This window comes from Chryseobacterium ginsenosidimutans, from assembly GCF_039536845.1.
Lineage (GTDB): Bacteria > Bacteroidota > Bacteroidia > Flavobacteriales > Weeksellaceae > Chryseobacterium > Chryseobacterium ginsenosidimutans_B.
The window spans coordinates 118,722-138,914 of record NZ_BAAAZJ010000005.1 but is presented as its reverse complement, the minus strand read 5'-3'; the positions used below and the strand labels follow the sequence as shown (position 1 = coordinate 138,914).

The 20,193-nt window shown below is 33.5% G+C and carries 19 protein-coding genes; 12 read left to right on the top strand and 7 right to left on the bottom strand.

Going from position 1 to position 20,193, the window contains the following annotated elements; translation table 11 throughout:
* Nucleotides 1-110: 110 nt before the first annotated feature.
* Nucleotides 111-920 carry an SDR family oxidoreductase gene (locus ABD745_RS07600; RefSeq protein ID WP_047402160.1) on the bottom strand — a complete coding sequence of 270 codons (810 nt, stop codon included), beginning with the start codon at nt 918-920 and terminating at the stop codon, nt 111-113.
* 121 nt (nt 921-1,041) lie between these two features.
* Nucleotides 1,042-1,341, bottom strand: a complete 300-nt coding sequence (locus tag ABD745_RS07595) for a hypothetical protein (protein WP_344827572.1) — start codon at nt 1,339-1,341, stop codon at nt 1,042-1,044.
* 572 nt (nt 1,342-1,913) lie between these two features.
* Between ABD745_RS07595 and ABD745_RS07590 the strand changes: the two genes are divergently transcribed.
* On the top strand, nt 1,914-3,293 hold the full coding sequence (locus tag ABD745_RS07590; RefSeq protein WP_344827569.1) for a hypothetical protein: 1,380 nt from the start codon (nt 1,914-1,916) through the stop codon (nt 3,291-3,293).
* Nucleotides 3,294-3,455: 162 nt separating this feature from the next.
* Here ABD745_RS07590 and ABD745_RS07585 read toward each other — a convergent pair whose 3' ends face one another.
* Nucleotides 3,456-4,310 carry a nucleoside phosphorylase gene (locus ABD745_RS07585; protein WP_344827566.1) on the bottom strand — a complete coding sequence of 285 codons (855 nt, stop codon included), beginning with the start codon at nt 4,308-4,310 and terminating at the stop codon, nt 3,456-3,458.
* A gap of 240 nt (nt 4,311-4,550) precedes the next feature.
* Between ABD745_RS07585 and ABD745_RS07580 the strand changes: the two genes are divergently transcribed.
* The 3 genes from ABD745_RS07580 (at nt 4,551) to ABD745_RS07570 (ending at nt 9,708) form a co-directional block, all read left to right on the top strand.
* Nucleotides 4,551-6,383 carry a cytochrome-c peroxidase gene (locus tag ABD745_RS07580; protein ID WP_344827564.1) on the top strand — a complete coding sequence of 611 codons (1,833 nt, stop codon included), beginning with the start codon at nt 4,551-4,553 and terminating at the stop codon, nt 6,381-6,383.
* Nucleotides 6,384-6,604: 221 nt separating this feature from the next.
* Nucleotides 6,605-8,749: an alkaline phosphatase PhoX gene (locus ABD745_RS07575; RefSeq protein WP_344827561.1), complete on the top strand. Its 2,145-nt coding sequence runs from the start codon at nt 6,605-6,607 to the stop codon at nt 8,747-8,749.
* Between the two features lie 59 nt (nt 8,750-8,808).
* A complete protein-coding gene (locus ABD745_RS07570) occupies nt 8,809-9,708 on the top strand; it encodes a leucine-rich repeat domain-containing protein (RefSeq protein ID WP_344827558.1) in 900 nt (299 codons plus the stop codon).
* Between the two features lie 3 nt (nt 9,709-9,711).
* On the opposite strand, the gene ABD745_RS07565 is transcribed toward ABD745_RS07570, so the two are convergent.
* Entirely contained in the window at nt 9,712-10,035 is a 324-nt protein-coding gene (locus ABD745_RS07565) for a translation initiation factor (protein ID WP_344827556.1), read from the bottom strand.
* Between the two features lie 48 nt (nt 10,036-10,083).
* Nucleotides 10,084-10,641: a hypothetical protein gene (locus tag ABD745_RS07560; protein WP_344827553.1), complete on the bottom strand. Its 558-nt coding sequence runs from the start codon at nt 10,639-10,641 to the stop codon at nt 10,084-10,086.
* A gap of 214 nt (nt 10,642-10,855) precedes the next feature.
* Here ABD745_RS07560 and gpmI point away from each other — a divergent pair, with 214 nt between their 5' ends.
* From gpmI to ABD745_RS07535, 5 genes are all read left to right on the top strand, one after another.
* Nucleotides 10,856-12,397 (top strand): 2,3-bisphosphoglycerate-independent phosphoglycerate mutase, encoded by a 1,542-nt coding sequence (gene gpmI / locus ABD745_RS07555; RefSeq protein ID WP_344827550.1) that lies wholly within the window; start codon nt 10,856-10,858, stop codon nt 12,395-12,397.
* A 145-nt stretch (nt 12,398-12,542) separates the two neighbouring features.
* On the top strand, nt 12,543-13,523 hold the full coding sequence (locus ABD745_RS07550; protein ID WP_047402152.1) for an acyl-ACP desaturase: 981 nt from the start codon (nt 12,543-12,545) through the stop codon (nt 13,521-13,523).
* A 91-nt stretch (nt 13,524-13,614) separates the two neighbouring features.
* Entirely contained in the window at nt 13,615-14,046 is a 432-nt protein-coding gene (locus tag ABD745_RS07545; RefSeq protein ID WP_344827546.1) for a BT0820 family HAD-type phosphatase, read from the top strand.
* An 86-nt stretch (nt 14,047-14,132) separates the two neighbouring features.
* Nucleotides 14,133-14,942: a type I methionyl aminopeptidase gene (map, locus tag ABD745_RS07540; RefSeq protein WP_047402150.1), complete on the top strand. Its 810-nt coding sequence runs from the start codon at nt 14,133-14,135 to the stop codon at nt 14,940-14,942.
* Complete coding sequence (locus ABD745_RS07535; RefSeq protein WP_047402149.1) at nt 14,942-15,709, top strand: methyltransferase domain-containing protein; 768 nt, start codon at nt 14,942-14,944, stop codon at nt 15,707-15,709. The genes map and ABD745_RS07535 overlap by 1 nt, the downstream gene beginning before the upstream one ends.
* A gap of 117 nt (nt 15,710-15,826) precedes the next feature.
* On the opposite strand, the gene ABD745_RS07530 is transcribed toward ABD745_RS07535, so the two are convergent.
* Together ABD745_RS07530 and ABD745_RS07525 are read right to left on the bottom strand one after the other, a co-directional pair.
* A complete protein-coding gene (locus ABD745_RS07530) occupies nt 15,827-16,156 on the bottom strand; it encodes a DMT family transporter (protein WP_344827542.1) in 330 nt (109 codons plus the stop codon).
* 162 nt (nt 16,157-16,318) lie between these two features.
* Entirely contained in the window at nt 16,319-16,882 is a 564-nt protein-coding gene (locus ABD745_RS07525; protein ID WP_344827540.1) for a Crp/Fnr family transcriptional regulator, read from the bottom strand.
* Between the two features lie 345 nt (nt 16,883-17,227).
* On the opposite strand from ABD745_RS07525, the gene ABD745_RS07520 reads away from it, so the two are divergent.
* The 3 genes from ABD745_RS07520 to era all read left to right on the top strand — a co-directional run bounded on the left by ABD745_RS07520 (nt 17,228) and on the right by era (nt 20,133).
* A complete protein-coding gene (locus tag ABD745_RS07520) occupies nt 17,228-18,226 on the top strand; it encodes a LacI family DNA-binding transcriptional regulator (RefSeq protein ID WP_344827537.1) in 999 nt (332 codons plus the stop codon).
* An 18-nt stretch (nt 18,227-18,244) separates the two neighbouring features.
* Complete coding sequence (locus tag ABD745_RS07515; RefSeq protein WP_344827536.1) at nt 18,245-19,144, top strand: carbohydrate kinase family protein; 900 nt, start codon at nt 18,245-18,247, stop codon at nt 19,142-19,144.
* A gap of 113 nt (nt 19,145-19,257) precedes the next feature.
* Nucleotides 19,258-20,133: a GTPase Era gene (gene era / locus ABD745_RS07510; RefSeq protein ID WP_047402146.1), complete on the top strand. Its 876-nt coding sequence runs from the start codon at nt 19,258-19,260 to the stop codon at nt 20,131-20,133.
* Nucleotides 20,134-20,193 lie beyond the last annotated feature (60 nt).

Sequence of the window (20,193 nt, the reverse complement as noted above, 5' to 3'; positions counted from 1 at the left end):
GCGGCACCTTTGGTGCCGCCGATTTGATTTTTGTGTGAAAGTTTCCCCAAACAAAAACCGAAGCATTAGCTTCGGTTTTTGTTTATATTTAAAGAATAATTGTAAAACTACTATTCAACATCATATTTACTGATTACTTTCTGAGTAACTCCGGAACTGCTGAATCCTCCATCATGGAAAAGATTCTGCATCGTCACTTTTTTAGTAAGATCAGAGAAAAGAGTAACGCAATAATCTGCACATTCCAAAGCGGTAGCATTTCCTAGCGGAGACATATCTTCTGCATATCCTAAGAAACCTCCGAAACCTTTCACACCACTTCCTGCAGTGGTAGGAGTAGGAGACTGAGAAACCGTATTTACACGTACTTTTCTCTCACCCCAGTAATTTCCGAAAGTTCTTGCAATGCTTTCAAGATAAGCTTTGTTATCAGACATATCATTATAATCCGGGAACGTTCTCTGAGCTGCAATATAGGTAAGTGCCAAAATGCTTCCCCATTCATTCATACAGTCTTTTTCATACGCTACACGCATTACTTTGTGGAAAGAAACAGCAGAAATATCCCAGCCTTTTTCCAACCAGTCGTAATTCATTTCTGTATAATGTTTTCCTTTTCTTACATTGATAGACATTCCTATAGAATGAAGGATAAAGTCGATTTTACCAAATTTTGCGACAGCGGCATCAAAAAGTTTTTCAAGATCTTCGATTGAAGTGGCATCTGCACCGATTACATCAGAACCTGTTTTTTCTGCTAAACCGTTTAATTCTCCCATTCTAAGAGCGATAGGAGCATTAGACAAGATAAATTCAGCACCTTCTTCATGACATCTTTCTGCAACTTTCCATGCAATAGATTGTTCATTAAGGGCTCCAAAAATAATTCCCTTTTTGCCTTTAAGTAAACCGTATGACATAATTTTTTAATGTTTATTAAGATACAAATGTAGCAATAATTTGTGTTTAGAACATAATAAAAAACGGAGCCTTGTATAAAAAGGCTCCGTTTTTCTTGAAATTATTTATATGACTGAAATTTTAATTGGTTTTCTTGTTCCATTCTGCTTTTACATCTTCTGCTGCATCTTTGGTTTTTTCCCAGGCATCATTGGCTTTATCTTTAATATCATCCCAGGCATCAGAAGCATTATTTTTTACTCTGTCAAGCCAGTCTTCTTGTTGTGCTTCTTCATCATTGGCTCTTTTTTCGTTGATATAATCCTTTGCTCTGTCTGCCAATTCCTCGATTTTCCATTTTGCATTGGCTGCCGCATCTTTTAAAGTGGTTTCAGTATTGTTTACTGCATTTTCCGCTTTGTTGTATTCTGAATTATTCATAATATTAATTATTTTAGTGATGTTTACCATAAAACAATAACTATTCCTAAAATTTCCGCATACTGTTAAACTTTTCATAAAACTTTATCCACACCACTTTAACTTTTACTATAAATAAAGTTTTGAAGTAATAATAATTAATAGGGTATATATTAATTAACTCTTCAATTATATTAAGTCTTTATTACTAAGATAAAAATATAATTTTTTTATGCTGATTTGTATCTTTTACGAAGGTCAAAACACCTTATTTACAAATATTTAACTAAAAAAATGTTTCAACAAATAGTGATAAATTGTATTTTATTCATTTTTTAGTGACTTTAATTGATAAAAGTAAAATTTTAATACACTCAATAAAGAATTAAAAACAGTGTTTTATGACATTGTGGTTAAGATTTAACATAGAATTAATTCTATATTGGCTTTCATTAAATAGTGATAAAATATGACTTTTTAGTTTAATTATTCACTATTCTGTGTGAAATTATAAATTTATTAAAAAAATGTATGTTTTATTGAAAATTATTATATTTGCAGTCGTAAATTATTATCTATACAATAAACTCGAGATGCTAAAAAAAACAAAACTTCAAATCTTATTCACCACCTTATTGTTAATTAATTTTAATCTTATATTAGCTCAAGTAGGGATAGGTACTCCAAATCCTAATGCTTCTGCAATGCTGGAAATTAATTCTAAAAATAAAGGAGTCTTATTACCGAGTATTGCCTTGACATCGATTACAGATAATGTAACAGTTCCTTCGCCATCAACCGGACTGATCGTTTGGAATAACGGGCAAGGCGGATTGGCAGATACAGGATTGTATTACTGGAACAACCTGAAGTGGAATATGATTTCTGTTGGAAGTACAGGAAGCAGTCTCAATGGAGGAGGAAGTAATCCTGCAACCAATTGGAATAATTCAGCGACAAACAGTGGAAATTTTGGAGGGTCAAATACCAATTTATCATTAGGGACAAATACATCTGATGATTTGGTTTTCAAAGTTAATTCTGTAAAATCAGGAAGATTGGGAACAGATAATTCTGTAAGTTTAGGTTCTGGTGCTAATGCGGGTCAGAATGGTATTGCAATAGGAATTTCAAGCTCTTCATATCAAGGAGTTTCTGTAGGTAATGAAGCTTCTGTAACGGCAAATGATGGGTTGGCTTTAGGAAATAAATCGACAGCAGGAGCTTTTCGGTCGAATGCAATTGGTTATAATGCTAAAACAAATAAAAACGAATCAACTGCGTTAGGAAACAACACTTTAGCCGACGGTTTTCAATCTACGGCAATCGGATATAATGCAAAAACAACAGCCAATGAATCTTCCGCTTTAGGAAATAATTCGATAGCGGCAGGTTTTCAGTCTGTGGCTTTAGGATACAGTGCAAAAACAAATTCTAACAGCGAAACTGCTATTGGATATAATTCAACCACAAACGGTCAGAATTCAACCGCAATCGGTTCCGGAGCATCATCAACGGGACAGAATTCAACCGCGATAGGTTATAACGCGTCAACTTCTCAATATAATGCAATTGTTTTAGGGGATAGCAACGCCAATGTCGGAATTGGGACAAGTACACCAAATAATACGGCAAAATTAGATGTAAGTGGGCAATATAAATTAGGAGACAGAGGAACAGTAAATAAAAATCAGATCAGTTTTGAAGTTTGGGCAAGTGTTTCTATAAATAATCTGGCTCCGGGAAAATCAACAACGATGAATATTACGATTCCTCCGGCTTTGAATACGGGATCTACAAGAGCAACAATTGTGGTGACACCGGCAGGAGATTTTGCAGGAAATTCTACATTTTCAATCTCGAATCCCAGAATGACCTCAACATCGAATATTACAATCAATCTTACCAATATTTCTTCAGGTGCAGAAAGCCTGAATTCTTCACACTTCTACGTAACGGTAAATGAGTTTTAATAGAATTGAATAGATAATATGACATTTCAAATAGATTGAAAAATCTTTAAGAAGTTTATTTGATAATTAATATAAAAGGATCTCAATTTGAGATCCTTTTTATTTTTGAGATATAATTGAAAGTAAAACTTGATTTTCCTAATAGTAAAAAATGTAAGTATTTTACTTGATAATTCTATCCAAAACCCACTCAATCAGGTTCTTTTCAGAAGCATGATGATCTGCAGAGAATTCTCCACGTCTTCTGTTGGCAATTACATTATTTACTGTAATTGCTTTATGGCCTAAAAGTTTAGACAACGCATAAATTGCAGAAGTTTCCATTTCGAAATTCGTTACGCCAAGATCATTTAATGTTTCCAAAAACTTGTCGTCAACAGCTTTCAGACGAAGCTGTCTTCCCTGTGGAGCATAAAAACCGGGGAAAGTCGCTGTATTTCCATGATATTTTGCGTCTTTATATAATTCTCCCAATTCTTCCGACCATTCTGAAAAATAAAGCATCGGCTTGATTTTCGCATAAGGGAATTTCTCTAAAAAGTTCTTGGAAAATTCATTTTCAAACTCATAATCCTGATAAAAATGCATCAAACCATCCAGTCCGACAACATTTTGAGTCACCAACATGTTATCAACCTGAACATCAGGATTTACACTCCCGCAAGTTCCCATTCTGAACAGTTGAAGCGCGGAATGTTCGGTTTTAAATTCTTTATTTTTAAGATCGATATTTACCAGAGCATCCAGTTCATTCATTACAATGTCAATATTTTCCGTACCGATTCCGGTTGACATTACGGTAATTCTTTCGCCTCTTAAAGTTCCTGTATGGGTATAAAACTCTCTTTTATTTTTTTTGATTTCTACAGTATCGAAATATTTTGAAACCTTCGCAACACGATCAGGATCTCCCACAAGGATGATTTTTTCGGCAATATCTTCAGGCAAAAGATTTAAATGGTACACACTTCCGTCTTCGTTCAGAACCAATTCTGAAGCAGCAAGCTTATCTAGCATAAATATGTTTTTATAGTTTAATTAAAGTTGTTTTAAAATCCTCCCCAAATTCCTTTCATCATTATCTTAAAACGAAGTCCAAAAAAGTAGATTGACTTTCAGTGAATAATGAATTTTGATTTTCGGGTTTTAAAATTAGTAAAAAATATGATATCTAAAATGTAAACATTATTTAATTCAAAGTTAAAGTTGTGGTAACGTCTGATCGTTTTGGTATCAATAGTTTTGCACAAAAATTTAATGAGATCTTATCCGCTACTTATTGTAATTCTTTTAATTGGTTTTGCAGTAATGTCATTCAATCCGACGTATAAAGGTGTTGAAACTGAAAATTCTGTTGTTAATAAAGGCTTAACTGATTTTAAAACTAAACTTGACCAGTTAAAATCCAACGCTCATCAATTTTCTGAGGATAAAATCTCATTGGAAGATCTTCAAAAATCGTTAAAAGAAACAAGAAATTCTTTCAAAGAAATTGAATTTTATGTTGCTTATCATTATCCCGAATTTACAAAAACACATCTCAACGCAGCACCTTTATTTCATATTGAAGCGGCAGGAACTACAGCTTACACGCTTCCTCCCGAGGGTTTGCAGGTATTGGATGAATTGATTTTTTCCGATGAAGCTGCAGAACAAAAAGAAGAAATCAAAACGATTACAGATTTTTTGTATAACAGTTATGCAAGTTTTTATTTAAGTTCTGTTAAAAACGGTTTAAGTAAAGGAAACAACAAGACTTTACCGTTAAGAATTGAACTGATCAGAATGTATAGTTTGGGAGTTACAGGTTTTGATACTCCGGGTTCGCTAAATGTTTCTGAAGAAGCATCTCACGCTTTTTTAGGAATGAAAAAATACATCAATGATGATCCTTATTTTAAAAATTATAACATTCAGAAAGCTAATGCAATTTTAACGGAAGGAATCGATTACCTATCAAAAAATACCAATTTTGAAACTTTTGACAGGATAGAATTCTACAAAAAATATATTCAGCCGTTGTATGAAGAACTGGGAAACTGGGACGGAAGAAGTGATGATCTGAAGGAGTTTTCAGGTTGGAATGTTAATAATAAAAATCTTTTCAGCAGCGATTTTCTGAATCCGTATTTTTATACTTTATTGAAAAAAGAAGAAGATAATGTTGATCTAAGAAAATTAGGAAAGGAGATTTTTTATGATCAAAACTTAAGCGACAACGGGAAAATGAGCTGTGCAACCTGTCATTTACCGGAAAATGCCTTCACAGATTTAAAAACAAAATCCCCAAGTAACGTAGAAGGAAAAACAGTATTGAGAAATTCTCCGTCTTTATATAATGTGGTTTTTGCGAAAAGATTTTTCTATGATTTGAGAGCTTTTTATCTTGAACAGCAAGCAGAACATGTGATTTACAATGAAAATGAATTCAATACAAGCTATGAAAGCATCATCAAAAAATTAAAGACAAAACCTGAATACAAAAAGGCATTCAAAACAGCGTTTAAAAACGGGAATATCAGTAAAGAAAATTTTTCCAAAGCATTAAGTTCTTATGTTGCATCCTTATATTCTTACGAAAGTGATTTTGATAAATTCATGAGGAATGAGAAAGAAATTTCTTCTGATGCGAAAAAAGGCTTTAATCTATTCATGGGAAAAGCGAGTTGTGCGACATGCCATTTTGCTCCAAATTTCTCAGGCTTAGTTCCTCCGTTTTTTAATGAAAATGAATCTGAAGTATTAGGAATTACAGCGAAACCGATCAGTCAGAAGCCTTTGGAACTGGACAGTGATAAAGGAAGAATAAACAGTCCGGTGAAAAAGGAAAACTCATGGATTTATGAAAATTCTTTCAAAACAGTGACGGTAAGAAATGCAGCATTAACAAAACCGTATTTCCATAACGGAGCTTTCAGCACATTGGAAGAAGTAATGGATTTTTATAACGAAGGTGGAGGAGAAGGTCTGGGTTTAAAGATAAAAAATCAGACTCTGGCTCCAGATAAACTGAATTTAACTCAAACAGAAATTAAGCAGGTCATTACTTTCTTAAATACTCTGACAGATATAAGTCAGACAAAAAAATAAATCAACTGTGAGGAGCGGTTTAAAGAATGTAAAAGTTAAAAATTGCAGTTCATTATCCGCTCCCTCACTTTTTAATTTTTTTTTAATTTAACATAAAATTAATTTAATTAACATTCGGTTTTCTATTAATTAATATTTGTAAAGATTTATTTAAAGTCCTATTAATAAAGGCTTGATAACAATCTGATAGCTTTGCAAGGTCTAATAAATCGAAATTTATAATGAAAAGAAAACTACTAACAGTTGCAGCTCTTGCAATGGTCTCGGGTTCTTTATTGAACGCTCAGACTTTTATTTTTAACAAGAATTCTTCTTGGAAATACAAAGACAACAACGTAGCGCAGGTTGCTCAGTGGAAAGATGCAAACTATGACATTTCAACTTGGTCTCAGGGAGACGGACCTCTTGGTTACGGTGATCCTGTGACTACTACAACGGCTACAGGCCTTATGACAGCTTATTTTGCAAAAGATTTTACAGTAAACTTAAACGACCTTTCTTCTACTGTAGAATTGGGAGTTATGAGAGATGACGGTATTGTTGTTTATCTTAACGGTGAAGAAGTAGTAAGAGACAATATGCCGGCTGGCGTAATTGATTTCAATACTTTATCCAGTACAACAGTAGACGGTGCTGCAGAAAGTGTTTACAACGTTTTCTCTATCCCGAAATCTAAGTTTGTAAACGGAGCAAACAGAATTTCTATCGAATTGCACAACAGAGGAGCGACAAGTTCAGATTTAAGAATTGATGCTTATCTTAAAACGACAGCAACGACAACTCCGGTTCCTTGTAATGCAAATCATATCAGTTGCTTTACTTCAATCGTTCCAACGACTCAGACAAATAAATTAATCATTCCTGCCGAACATAAATATCAGTTGATCTTAAAAGAAGGAGATAATTATACAGAAGGAGGAGGATTAGTTGGAGGACAAAATGATTTCACGGCTTACGTTCCTAAAAATGCAAGTGCAACAAACGGATACCTTTCTGTAAACCACGAAACAAATCCTGGAGGAGTTACGATGGCGGAAATCAACTATAACGGTTCTACAAAACTTTGGCAATTGACAAGATCAAGAGCGGTAAGTTTCTCTGCTCCAAGTTTGGTTCAGACGATCAGAAACTGTTCAGGAGGTATTACACCTTGGGGAACTGTAGTTACAGCAGAAGAGCAAACAACTTCAAGTGACGTAAATGCTGATGGAATGAAGGATTACGGATGGTTGGTAGAAATCGATCCTGCAACAGCTCAGGTTATTTCTCAGAATACTGACGGTTCTAAAGGAAAACTTTGGCAGATGGGTATTATGAATCACGAAAATGTTGTGGTAAATAATGCAGGAACAACAGCTTATTACGGTGAAGATGGTGGAACTCACATGGTTTATAAATATGTGATGGATACTCCGAACAATCTTTCTTCAGGAAATCTATATGTATTAAAATTAGATCAAGGTCTTAGCAACGGAGATCCTGTAGCTACAACAGGTGTTTGGATTCAGGTTCCTAATAAAACAAAAGCGGATCAAAATAATACCACTGCTTTAGCTCAATCTTTAGGTGGAACCTCTTTCAACGGAATTGAAGATGTCGATATCAGTCCTCTTGACGGTAAAATTTATTTTACAGCAAAAGGTTTGAATAAAGTATACAGATTACAGGACAACGGAATGACGACTTCTCAGGTTGAAACTTTCGTTGGAGGTCTTACAACAAACTATTCTTTCGATACTGCTCAGGGAACAAAAACTGAAGCTTGGGGAGATGGAAATGATAACCTTACTTTCGACGAATTGGGTAACCTTTGGGTTCTTCAGGATGGTGGTAAAAACTATATCTGGGTAATTGCTCCGGATCATACTCAGGCAAATCCTAAAGTGAAACTGTTTGCTTCTATGCCTGCAGGTTCAGAGCCTACTGGTCTTACATTTACACCGGATCACAAATTCGGATTCTTCTCTATTCAGCATCCGGATTCTACAATTTCTACGGATATTGACGCGACTGGTAATACAATTGATTACAGAGGAAAATCTGCTACAATCGTAGTGGCTCTTAAAAATAATTTAGGAACAACCGGATCTTTAGGAACTATTGATGCTCATGCAGAAAATACAGTTACTGTTGCTCCGAACCCGACTTCAGGAATGGTAAAAATCAATTCTCCAAAAGGATTAAAAGATATTTCTGTAACGGCTTACAGCATTGATGGTAAAATTGTTTTCACGAAGAAATTCTCAGGGACGAACAAATCTTTAGATTTAGATTTCACAAACCAGCTTGAGGCATCAAGAGTTTTAATTTTAAATATCGAAGCTGATGGAGGATTCCAGCAGACGGTAAAAATTTTGAAAAAATAAATTATTAATATTTACAATTGCTGCCGGTAATATTTTGTTATCGGTAGCTTTTTTCTGTTATGAAAAAACTATTTTTTTCTATTGCTGTTTTAATTCTTTCACAGGCAAAAGCACAAATTGATCCTGTAAAATATCCGACGTATACCAACGTTGATGATGCTCTGAAAAGTGGGAAAACCATTTACAGTATGAGCTTCAGAGGAAAAGTGATGTTTAATCTTCCTGCTGAAATTCGACAGTTACATTCAATTTTTTTTCTGAATTTAATGGAAAATAAGTTTGAAAAAATGGATGAATCTATTTTTGCTTTAAAAGAATTGACGATTTTAAATTTAAACGAAAACAGCATCAAATTCATTCCCGACGAAATCGGAGAACTTCAGAAACTGGAAAGTTTTTCTATTAATTTAAATGAACTGACCAGTATAAATCCAAATATTGCAAAGCTTCAAAAGTTAAAAGTCATTCATCTCGATGCCAATAATCTGAATGTTTTTCCGGAAGCATTAATGCAGATTCCGAGTCTGGAAGAAATTAATTTACAGGGAAATCAGATCAGTTTTATTGCTAAAGATTTAGATAAAGTTAAAAATCTGAAGTCATTAAATCTGGCTTCCAACCAAATTAACGATTTAGGAAACTTAGAATTTCCAAAACAATTAAAATATCTTGAATTACAGCAAAATTCTATCACAAAACTTCCTGAAGATCTTTTTAAGTCGAAGAATCTGGAATTTTTAAATGTAAGTCAGAATAATATTAAAGAAATTTCGCCTAAAGTAAAAGGTTTAAAAAATATTGTCAGCATGAACTTGGCTAATAATGATTTAAAAGATCTTCCGATCGAATTTTCACAATTGAAAAATCTTAAAACACTCATATTAACGGGTAATCCAATGGAAAAATCAACCATTGAAAAATTAAAAGCAATCATGCCGGAAACACAAATTTACTTCTAAAATTTATCCGCCGACTCTTTTAGTTTTAAAGCCCATTTCTTTAAGGATATCCATTATTTTATCACGATTATCCCCTTGAATAATGATCGTTCCATCCTTTTCAGAACCACCGATTCCTAAGGTGGTTTTTATTTTTTTTGAGATTTTCTTCAAATCCTCTTCACTTCCTTCCCAACCTTCAACAATCGTTACAGGTTTTCCGTTTCTTCCTTTCTTTTCAAACTTGCATACCAAAGGTTCTTTTTGCCTGAATTGCTCTTCTGGCATCTTAAAATCCTGCTCTTCATGATCAGGAAAAAGGTTCTTTAATTGATCTCTCAAATCCATAAAGCAAAATTAATAAAATTCTATAGAAGAAAAAGAAAGATAGAGTAGTTAATAATATTTGACTTTTAATAACTTCAAATTTTCTGGAAGTTTATTTTTTACATTTTTATTGATTTGGGACCAGCTTTCATAGTTTTCAAAATTGAAGTCTCCATAAAAAGATATAAACTCTTTTATTTCTTTACTTATTAATTCTAAATCTCCATAAATTTTTTGAACAGCTAAATCATAAAAATCACCATAACCATATAGAAATGTATTTTCTAAATCTGTCAATCCTTTATAATAAGCAATTTCATTAATTATTAATGAAACTATATTAATGCTTATGCTTCCTAGCTCTAAAAGATGGGATAATATACCAATTACAGCTCTCGAAACGACTTCAATATTAAAATTTTGAGTATTGCTATTTAAAATTGAGATTGTATCATTTATATTTCTTGAGTCTGATGCTAATTCAATGATAACGTAATTAACCTCGGCTGGAGAATCAATAACTTTATCAGCCCAATCTATTATAAATTTTGTATCAATTGCATTTTTCTTCAGAAGAATTTCATAGACTTTAAATAGGTTTTGATATTTTTTTTGAATAATTTCCATACGGCTAAAAATAGGCATTATTAATTCTAAGTATATGAAATTACTAATTTTTTAAAATTATTTTTCAATTTTTAACTGGAGTTTCCCAATCTAGATTTTAATTCTTTATTTCAATACAAAAGAAAGATGATCATTTTAAACAAAATTTAAGCCTTTCAAATTCTTCAATTCATTTCAAAATAGATAAATTTGTATATACAAAAGTTTATACATAATGTCGAAAAAAGCAATATTAGCCATTCTAGACGGATGGGGATTGGGAATGAATCCGGACGTTTCAGCACTTGATAAAGCAAATACACCATTTATAGATAATTGTCTCAAAAATTTTCCACATACAACACTTGAAGCGAGTGGTTTGGCGGTAGGTCTTCCTTTCGGTCAGATGGGAAATTCTGAAGTCGGTCACATGAATCTGGGAGCGGGAAGAGTCGTTTATCAGAATTTGGTAAAACTGAATATGGCAGTAGAAAACGGAACTCTTGGACAGCAAAAAGAAATTCAGGATGCTTTTGAATATGCTAAAAAAGAAAACAAAAAAGTACACTTTATTGGTTTGGTTTCGAATGGTGGAGTACATTCACATATCAATCACCTGAAAGGTCTTTTAACTTCTGCGCATGAATTCGGTTTGAATGAAAATGTTTTCGTTCATGCTTTTACAGACGGTCGTGACTGTGATCCGCACTCGGGGAAAGGTTTTATCGAAGAGCTTGAGAAACACATGGAAATAACTACCGGAAAACTGGCAACAGTGGTAGGTCGTTATTATGCAATGGACAGAGATAAAAGATGGGAGCGTGTAAAATTAGCTTATGATGCTTTAGTAGAAGGAGTTGGTGAACAATCGACAGATGCTTTGGCTTCGATCCAGAAATCATATGAAAATAATGTAACGGACGAGTTTTTAAAGCCTATTATCTTAGTAAATACAACAGAAACCGGAAATGTGGTTCCTGTTGCTAAAATTATTGATAATGATGTGGTTATCTGTTTTAATTTCAGAACAGACAGAGGTAGAGAGATCACTGAAGTGCTTTCTCAGCAGGATTTTCCTGAATATTTTATGAGAAAGCTGAATCTTTACTATGTTACTTTAACGAATTATGATAAAACATTCCAAAATGTGCATGTAGTTTTTGATGAAAATGTTCTTCAGGAAACAATGGGAGAGGTGTTGGAAAAAAATCATAAAACGCAGATCAGAATTGCTGAAACAGAGAAATATCCTCACGTTACGTTTTTCTTTTCCGGAGGTCGTGAAGAAGAATTTATTGGAGAAAAAAGATTGCTTTGTCCAAGTCCGAAAGATGTTCCTACTTACGATTTAAAGCCAGAAATGTCAGCTTACGACATTACAAACGCTATTGTTCCCGAATTGGAAAATGAAACAGCAGATTTTATCTGTTTAAATTTCGCTAATACAGATATGGTCGGTCATACCGGAGTTTTCGAAGCAGCCGTAAAAGCAGCGGAAGTTGTTGATTCATGTATCGAAAAAGTGGCAACAACAGCTTACGAACACGGTTATGCAGTTTTCATTCTTGCCGATCACGGAAATTCTGATGTAATGATCAATCCGGACGGAACGCCAAATACCCAGCATTCAACCAATCTGGTTCCTTTCATCGTGATGGATAAAGACCACACTTGGAATCTTAAACCCGGAAAATTAGGAGACGTGGCTCCAACAATCCTGAAAGTAATGGGAGTCGAAATTCCGGAAGTAATGACAGGAGATATTTTAGTTAGCTAAAATTGAACAATATGGAACAAAAATTGCCGTTATAGTTTATATAGCGGCAATTTTTTATGATTAATATCAGAAAGAATTAACAAAATATTATGTCGTAAATAATAAATAAAACTCTAAATTTGCAAATTAATCCTAAATTTATAAAATGTATCAAAAACTTGTAAGGAAAGAAGTAATGGGAATTTTGGAAAAGGAAGTAGGTTCTTTTCTGGATAAGTTTTTAACGCCGATTGAAAAAATCTGGCAACCTTCCGATTACCTTCCAGATCCTTCAAGTTCTGATTTTAAATACGATTTAGAAGAAATCCAGACTTACGCCCGTGAAATGCCTTACGATTTATTCGTTACACTGATTGGGGACTGTATTACAGAAGAAGCTTTGCCGTCTTATGAATCTTGGCTGATGGGTGTAGACGGAGTAGATCAGGAACAGAAAGAAATTGGCTGGGCAAATTGGGTAAGAGCCTGGACTGGTGAAGAGAACAGACACGGAGATCTTTTGGGTAAATATCTCTATTTATGCGGAAGAGTGAATATGAGAGAGATGGAAATTACGACTCAGTATTTGATCAATGATGGGTTCGATTTAGGAACAAGTATGGATCCTTACAGAAATTTCATTTATACAAGTTTTCAGGAAACGGCAACCAATATTTCTCACAGAAGAGTAGGTACGTTGGCAAAACAGTCAGGAAACGGAAAACTGGCAAAAATGTGCGGAGTAATTGCGGCAGATGAAGCAAGACACGCAAAAGCATACAAACATTTCGTAGCAAGAATTTTAGAAATAGATCCTTCGGAAATGATTATCGCATTTGAAGATATGATGCGTAAAAAAATCGTTATGCCTGCTCACATGATGAGACAATCCGGTCAGAAAGCGGGTGAACTTTGGGGGCATTTTTCTGATGCTGCACAAAGATGTATGGTGTATACAGGTCAGGATTATATCAATATTATGAAAGACTTGTTGGATGAATGGAAGATTGAGCATGTAAAAGGTCTTAATGAAAAAGCTGAAAAAGCTCAGGAATATCTAATGAAACTTCCTGCAAGACTTCAGAAAATCACAGACAGAATTTCAACACCTGATTTGCAGTTTCAGTTTAATTGGGTTAAAGGCTAAATTATATATTATTTAAATATAAAAGTAAGAGTGTTAAGTATTTTAGCACTCTTTTATTTTTGTATCTTTGCACTTCAAAAATATATTCAAAATGATGAATAATAAAAAAATTGCTGTGGACTTCGACGGAACTATTGTTGATGATGCATATCCGGCAATTGGTAAAACTAAAGTTTTTGCTTTTGAAACATTAAGAAGACTTCAGGCTGAAGGTTTCAGACTTATTCTTTGGACATACAGACACGGAAAAACATTGGATGAAGCTGTAGAGTTTTGCAAAAAGAACGGTATTGAATTCTATGCTGTTAATTCTAGTTTTGAAGGAGAAGTTTTTGATTCAGAAAACCAATCAAGAAAACTGGATGCGGATTGGTTCATCGATGACAGAAATCTTGGCGGATTTCCGGGTTGGGGCGAGATTTACAATATTATTCAGGAAAGAATAGAATTCCGTGTAGAAGGAAAAGAAGTTTTGGCGTATTCTAAACTTAAAAAAGATAAGAAAAAAGGATTATTCTGGTAAGAATAAATCGAACAATATAGCAATGTAGCAATTTATTAATGATAATTGTTACACGGTTAAATTTTTAAATTGTTACATTAATTTACATGATTCAATTAAAAACAATAGACGAATTACGTCTTATGAAGCAAAGTGCTCAGTTGGTTTCCAGAACACTAGGAATGTTGGCGAAAGAAATCAAACCGGGGATTACCACTTTGTATTTAGATAAATTAGCTCATGATTTTATTAAAGATCACGGAGCAGAACCTGCGTTTTTAGGATATGGAGGTTTCCCTTATTCATTATGTATTTCACCGAACGATCAGGTTGTTCACGGTTTTCCGAGCAAGGAAGAAATTAAAGAAGGCGATGTACTTTCTGTAGATTGCGGAGCTGTTTTAAATGGTTTTGTAGGCGATCATGCTTATACTTTTGAAATTGGTGAAGTAAGTCCGGAAACGAAAAAGCTATTAAAAGTTGCCAAAGAATCTCTTTATAAAGGGATCGAGCAATGTGTAAGAGGAAAGAGAATCGGAGACATTTCTTATGCTATCCAGAATCATTGTGAAAAAGAAGGTTATGGAGTTGTAAAAGAACTGGTAGGACACGGTGTAGGAAGACAGATGCATGAAGATCCGCAAGTTCCGAATTATGGAAGACAGGGAAGTGGAAAAGTAATAAAAGACGGTTTAACAATCGCTATCGAGCCCATGATCAACCTTGGAACTGAAAAAGTGAAGTTTCATAATGATGGCTGGACAGTAACAACTTTGGATAATAAACCTTCTGCACACTTCGAACACGATGTTGCGGTAATCAACGGAAAACCTGTGTTGTTATCAACTTTCCAGTATATTTATGATGCTTTGGGAATTGTAACTGATGAAGAAAAAGCTTTCCAATTGGATTTTTAATGAAAAAAGTCACTAAACTTTTATTGAATAAAATTCCACGTCCGATGCTTATCAAAATGAGTGTTTGGGCGCGACCGCTTATTTATAAATTTTTCAAAGGAGATCAGTTTTTTGATCCGATTGATGGCAGATCTTACAGAAAATTTCTTCCTTACGGATACGGAAATCAGCGTGAAAATGCTTTGTCTCCGGGAACGCTGAGCTTGGAAAGACACCGTCAAATGTGGCTGTATCTACAAAATGAAACAGATTTTTTCATTAAAAATGCTAAGGTTCTTCACATCGCTCCTGAGCAGGAATTTTTACGAAAGTTCAAGAGAATGAGGAATCTGGATTATATTTCTGCTGATTTATTTTCTCCGATTGTAGATGTAAAAGCAGATATTCTGGATCTTCCTTTTGCTGATGAAAGTTTTGATATCGTTTTCTGCAACCACGTTTTAGAACATATCGAAGACGATGCAAAAGCAATGAGCGAATTGTACAGAGTTTTAAGACCGGGAGGATGGGGAATTTTACAGGTTCCGATGAAAAATTCTCTGGAAAAAACATATGAAGATTTCACGATTAAAGATCCTAAGGAACGTCAGAAGCATTTCGGACAATACGACCATGTTCGATGGTACGGAATGGATTATTTTGACCGATTAAAAAAAGCGGGTTTTGAAACAGAAATTAATTTTTATTCTCAAAAATTTTCAGAAGAAGAAATAAAAAAATATGGGTTAAGAAAAAATGAAATTCTTCCTATTATTTATAAAAAATAAAAAACGTCTCCAAAATCGGAGACGTTTTTTGATATTAAAGCAAAACTGCTTTCAAAATATGAAAACGGCTTTGTCTATAAAGCATTTAACAAGATTACAATATGATTTTTGCTTGCTTTAGTGAGAAGAGACGGCTTTCAATCCAACTACAGAACCAACTAAAGTAACAATAAAAAAAATTCTCCAGAAACTTACAGGATCTTTAAAGAAGAAAATTCCCATCAGAACGGTTCCGACTGCGCCGATTCCTGTCCAGACTGCATAAGCTGTCCCGATTGGTAAAGTTTGGGTTGCTTTAATCAATAAAAGCATGCTTACCGTTAAAGAAATAAGGAAACCTGCGAGCCAAAAATACATAGTTGTTCCGTTTGTTTCTTTTACTTTTCCCAAACATGAAGCAAAGGCAACTTCAAATAATCCTGCAATAATTAAGATAATCCAATTCATTTTTCTTTATTTTCTGCTGCAAAGTTCAGGATTTAAGAACGATTAAAATTTTACAATTGTTAAAAAATAAATATATTTTCTATTAACTTTCAACACTAAAACACTAAAACACTAAAACACTAAAACACTAAAACACTAAAACACTAAAACACTAAAACACTCTCACTTAATCTCCGCTCGAATTCTACTCAAACTTACCTGTGTAATTCCCAAATAAGAAGCAATATGACCAAGCTGAACCCGTTTCAAAAGATCAGGTTTGTCTCTCATCAGATCTTTATACCGATCCAAAGCTGTTTTGAACTGTCTTGAAATAATCAGTTCTTCCGTTTTCACCAATTCTCTTTCTGCAAACTTTCTTCCCCAATTGGCAATATGAATATCTTCATTGAATAATTTTCTCAGGCTCGCTGTTTCCAGTTTGTACAATTCGCAGTCTTCAAGAAGTTCGATGTTTTCATAACCCGGTTTATCTTCCACATAGCTTTTCATTGAAACAACAGGTTCACCTTCTTTTCCGAACCAAAATGTAATGTCTTTGTCTTCCGTGGAAGCATAGGCACGAACAATTCCTCTTTTTATAAAATAAATGTGAGGAACAATTTTATCGGCCTGCATCAGGCAAAAATTTTTAGGATATGAAATTTCGGTGATGTATTTTCCTAAGTTTACTTTTGAAGATTCGGGCAGTGAATATATATTATCAAGAATTTTATCAATTTCCATGTAAATCCAAACTGGTTTGTTTTAAAAATATCACTTTTAATGATATAAAAAAAGAAAATATTTCAACAGTGTTTTGAATTAATTTTATTTTTAATTAAATTTTAAGGAGTAAAACGTTTAACCGAAAATTAGATTAATTTGAATTTATTGTTAATGTAGAATTAATATTAAATTAAAAGTGAATTTAATGTATTTTTTAAGTAATTGGTTTGTAGTATTTTATTGTGTTCTTGTTTTTCTATTTAAAAAACCGCGAAACTACAATTATTTTTGACATAGCCAAAAAAATGCGGCTATTGTTTTTAGAGCTTTAATGAAATATTTTTGCTCCAAAGTCAAAAAACTATGAAACGAGCTTCTATTAAAGACATAGCAAGAATCGCAGAGGTATCTGTCGCCACAGTTTCCTATGTTCTCAACAAAAAAGAAGGAAGCCGCATTAGCGAAGCCACAAAAAAGAAAATTCTGGAAGTGGCAAAAAGTATCAATTATACTCCTAATAAAATAGCCAAAAGCTTAAAAATGAGCAAAAGTAAGCTGATTGGATTAATCGTAGCAGATATTTCAAACGACTTTTATTCTAACATAGCGAGAAGCATTGAAGATGAAGCGATGAAGCTAGGATACACTCTTCTGATTGGAAGTTGCGACGAAAATCCCGAAAAATTCAGAAAGCTTACGGAATTATTTTCCGAGCAGCAGGTTGACGGAATGATTATCGCTCCGGTTGTGGATTCTGATGAAGCCATCAACAAACTAATTGATGAAGAATATCCAATCGTAACGATCGACCGTTACCTGAAAAACGTAAGTCTTCCGGGCGTTATGATCAATAATTCAGAGATTTCGGAATATATTTGCGACCATTTGGTTAAAAAGAATTTTGATGAAATTATCTATGTTGGTTATGATACCGAACTTCCGCACTTGCTTGACAGACAGGAAGGTTTTGACAAAAGAATTACAAAATCAAAGGTTTCTTCAAAAACCGTTTTAATCGGAATTCATAATATTACGGAAGAAGTTCATTCAAAATTAAAAGAGAATCTGGATCTTTCGAAAAAAACAGCGATCTATTTTTCCAGTAACAAATTGGGAATTGCGGGTCTTAGATATCTGATAGACAATAATATCAATGTTCCGCAAGATGTTTCACTGGTTGCTTTTGATGAAACGGAAGCCTATTATCTTTTTCCTACAGAAGTAAGTTTTATACAGCAGCCTTTATTTGATATGGCGAAAGAATCTGTGAAACTTATTGACAGCCAGATAAATAATTATACACCAAACGGGAAAAGAGTAACTTTTCATGCTAAATTTATGGAAAGAAGTTCCGTAAAATAAATTGATAATGATTTAATAATGACAGATAAAAATCCTTATATAGTATGTTTTGGAGAAGTTCTCTGGGATATTTTTCCGGAGGGTTCGAGAGCAGGAGGAGCGCCATTTAATGTAGCTTATAACGTTCATAAAATGGGCATTGATGTAAATATGCTCAGTAAAATAGGAAATGATGAATTAGGGAAAAAATTAACAGATCAGATAAAAAGTTGGGGAATTGTCACTGATTATATTCAGATTGATGAAAAATATCCTACAAGTACAGTAATTGCAAAAATTGATGAACATAATGAAGCGACGTATGAGATCATCAATAATGTTGCATGGGATTTTATAGAATTTCTTCTTGAACATAAAGAATTGATTTCACATGCAGAGGCTTTTGTTTTCGGAAGTCTTTCTGCAAGAAATGAAAAGTCCAGAGAAACATTACTTCAACTGCTGGAATTTGCAAAACTTAAGATTTTTGATGTTAATTTCAGACCGCCGTTTACCGATGTGGAATTAATTAAAACTCTTTTGCAAAAAGCCGATATCGTTAAAATGAATAAAGCCGAATTAAAACAAATTCTTGAGTTTATCGGAAAAGAATACAATAATGAAGAAGAAAGCGTTGCATTTATTCAAAATCATTTCAGTATTAAAGAAGTTATTTTAACAAAGGGAAGTAAAGGTGCAAAATATTTTGTAGGAGATCAAAATTACAGCTTCGAAGCCGTTCCGATTACGGTTGCCGATACCGTAGGAAGCGGAGATGCTTTTCTTTCGGGATTTATTTCAAAAAGAATTAAAAATGAAAATCGGGAAGAGATCATAAAGCAGGCAATTTCTTTAGGTGCATTTATTACTTCAAAATCAGGAGCCTGTCCGGATTATGACTATTTGGAATTTGAAAATTTTAAAAATCAGAATTTTTAATTTCATAAAGATAATTTATGAGCTTTTTCAGTTTTTGGAAGGGCTTTTTTTATGAATTGACCGAAAGACCAAATTTGTTTTTAGTAACTTTGCGTTTTTGTAATATTATTTTTATGCACAAAGCAGGATTTGTAAATATAGTTGGGAAACCAAATGCCGGAAAATCTACCTTATTGAACCAATTAATGGGGGAGAAGCTGGCAATTGTAACTCAAAAAGCTCAAACAACGCGTCACAGAATTTTCGGAATTTATAATGAGGAAGACTTACAGATCGTATTTTCAGACACTCCGGGAGTGCTTGATCCGAAATACGGTTTACAGGAAAAAATGATGGATTTTGTAAAGGACTCTTTACAGGATGCAGACGTTTTTTTATTCATTGTAGACGTTACGGATAAGGCTGAACCTTCAGAATTTTTAATTGATAAACTAAATAAAATCCCGGTTCCGGTTTTACTTTTATTAAACAAAGTAGATCAGACGAATCAGGAAGGTCTTGAAAAATTGGTTGAAACATGGCATGAAAGAATTCCAAAGGCTGAAATTTTACCTATTTCTGCGTTAAATGCTTTCAATACAGATGTTATTCTTCCTAAATTGAAATCAATGCTTCCGGAAAATCCGCCTTACTACGACAAAGATCAGTACACGGACAAACCTGAAAGATTTTTCGTAAATGAAGCTATTCGTGAGAAAATTTTACTGAATTATGATAAAGAAATTCCTTATTCTGTAGAAGTTGTTACTGAACAGTTTAAGGAAAAAGAAGGAATTATCTTCATTGATTCGATTATTTATGTTGAAAGAGATACCCAGAAAGGAATCATTATCGGTCATAAAGGAGAAGCTATCAAAAAAGTAGGGACAGAATCAAGAATTGATCTTGAAAAATTCTTCAATAAAAAAATTCACTTAAATCTTTTCGTAAAAGTGAAAAAAGACTGGAGAAAAAACGACAGAGATTTGAAGAATTTCGGATACAGATAAACTAAAATGTTCGTAAAACCGTTCTATTAAAAGATTTTTATTATCTTTAATTTTAAATCC

Coding starts and splice junctions, on each gene's coding strand:
- ABD745_RS07600 (WP_047402160.1), bottom strand. CDS start 920: ATGTCATACGGTTTACTTAAAGGCAAAAAGGGAATTATTTTTGGAGCC.
- ABD745_RS07595 (WP_344827572.1), bottom strand. CDS start 1,341: ATGAATAATTCAGAATACAACAAAGCGGAAAATGCAGTAAACAATACT.
- ABD745_RS07590 (WP_344827569.1), top strand. CDS start 1,914: ATGCTAAAAAAAACAAAACTTCAAATCTTATTCACCACCTTATTGTTA.
- ABD745_RS07585 (WP_344827566.1), bottom strand. CDS start 4,310: ATGCTAGATAAGCTTGCTGCTTCAGAATTGGTTCTGAACGAAGACGGA.
- ABD745_RS07580 (WP_344827564.1), top strand. CDS start 4,551: ATGAGATCTTATCCGCTACTTATTGTAATTCTTTTAATTGGTTTTGCA.
- ABD745_RS07575 (WP_344827561.1), top strand. CDS start 6,605: ATGAAAAGAAAACTACTAACAGTTGCAGCTCTTGCAATGGTCTCGGGT.
- ABD745_RS07570 (WP_344827558.1), top strand. CDS start 8,809: ATGAAAAAACTATTTTTTTCTATTGCTGTTTTAATTCTTTCACAGGCA.
- ABD745_RS07565 (WP_344827556.1), bottom strand. CDS start 10,035: ATGGATTTGAGAGATCAATTAAAGAACCTTTTTCCTGATCATGAAGAG.
- ABD745_RS07560 (WP_344827553.1), bottom strand. CDS start 10,641: ATGGAAATTATTCAAAAAAAATATCAAAACCTATTTAAAGTCTATGAA.
- gpmI (WP_344827550.1), top strand. CDS start 10,856: ATGTCGAAAAAAGCAATATTAGCCATTCTAGACGGATGGGGATTGGGA.
- ABD745_RS07550 (WP_047402152.1), top strand. CDS start 12,543: ATGTATCAAAAACTTGTAAGGAAAGAAGTAATGGGAATTTTGGAAAAG.
- ABD745_RS07545 (WP_344827546.1), top strand. CDS start 13,615: ATGATGAATAATAAAAAAATTGCTGTGGACTTCGACGGAACTATTGTT.
- map (WP_047402150.1), top strand. CDS start 14,133: ATGATTCAATTAAAAACAATAGACGAATTACGTCTTATGAAGCAAAGT.
- ABD745_RS07535 (WP_047402149.1), top strand. CDS start 14,942: ATGAAAAAAGTCACTAAACTTTTATTGAATAAAATTCCACGTCCGATG.
- ABD745_RS07530 (WP_344827542.1), bottom strand. CDS start 16,156: ATGAATTGGATTATCTTAATTATTGCAGGATTATTTGAAGTTGCCTTT.
- ABD745_RS07525 (WP_344827540.1), bottom strand. CDS start 16,882: ATGGAAATTGATAAAATTCTTGATAATATATATTCACTGCCCGAATCT.
- ABD745_RS07520 (WP_344827537.1), top strand. CDS start 17,228: ATGAAACGAGCTTCTATTAAAGACATAGCAAGAATCGCAGAGGTATCT.
- ABD745_RS07515 (WP_344827536.1), top strand. CDS start 18,245: ATGACAGATAAAAATCCTTATATAGTATGTTTTGGAGAAGTTCTCTGG.
- era (WP_047402146.1), top strand. CDS start 19,258: ATGCACAAAGCAGGATTTGTAAATATAGTTGGGAAACCAAATGCCGGA.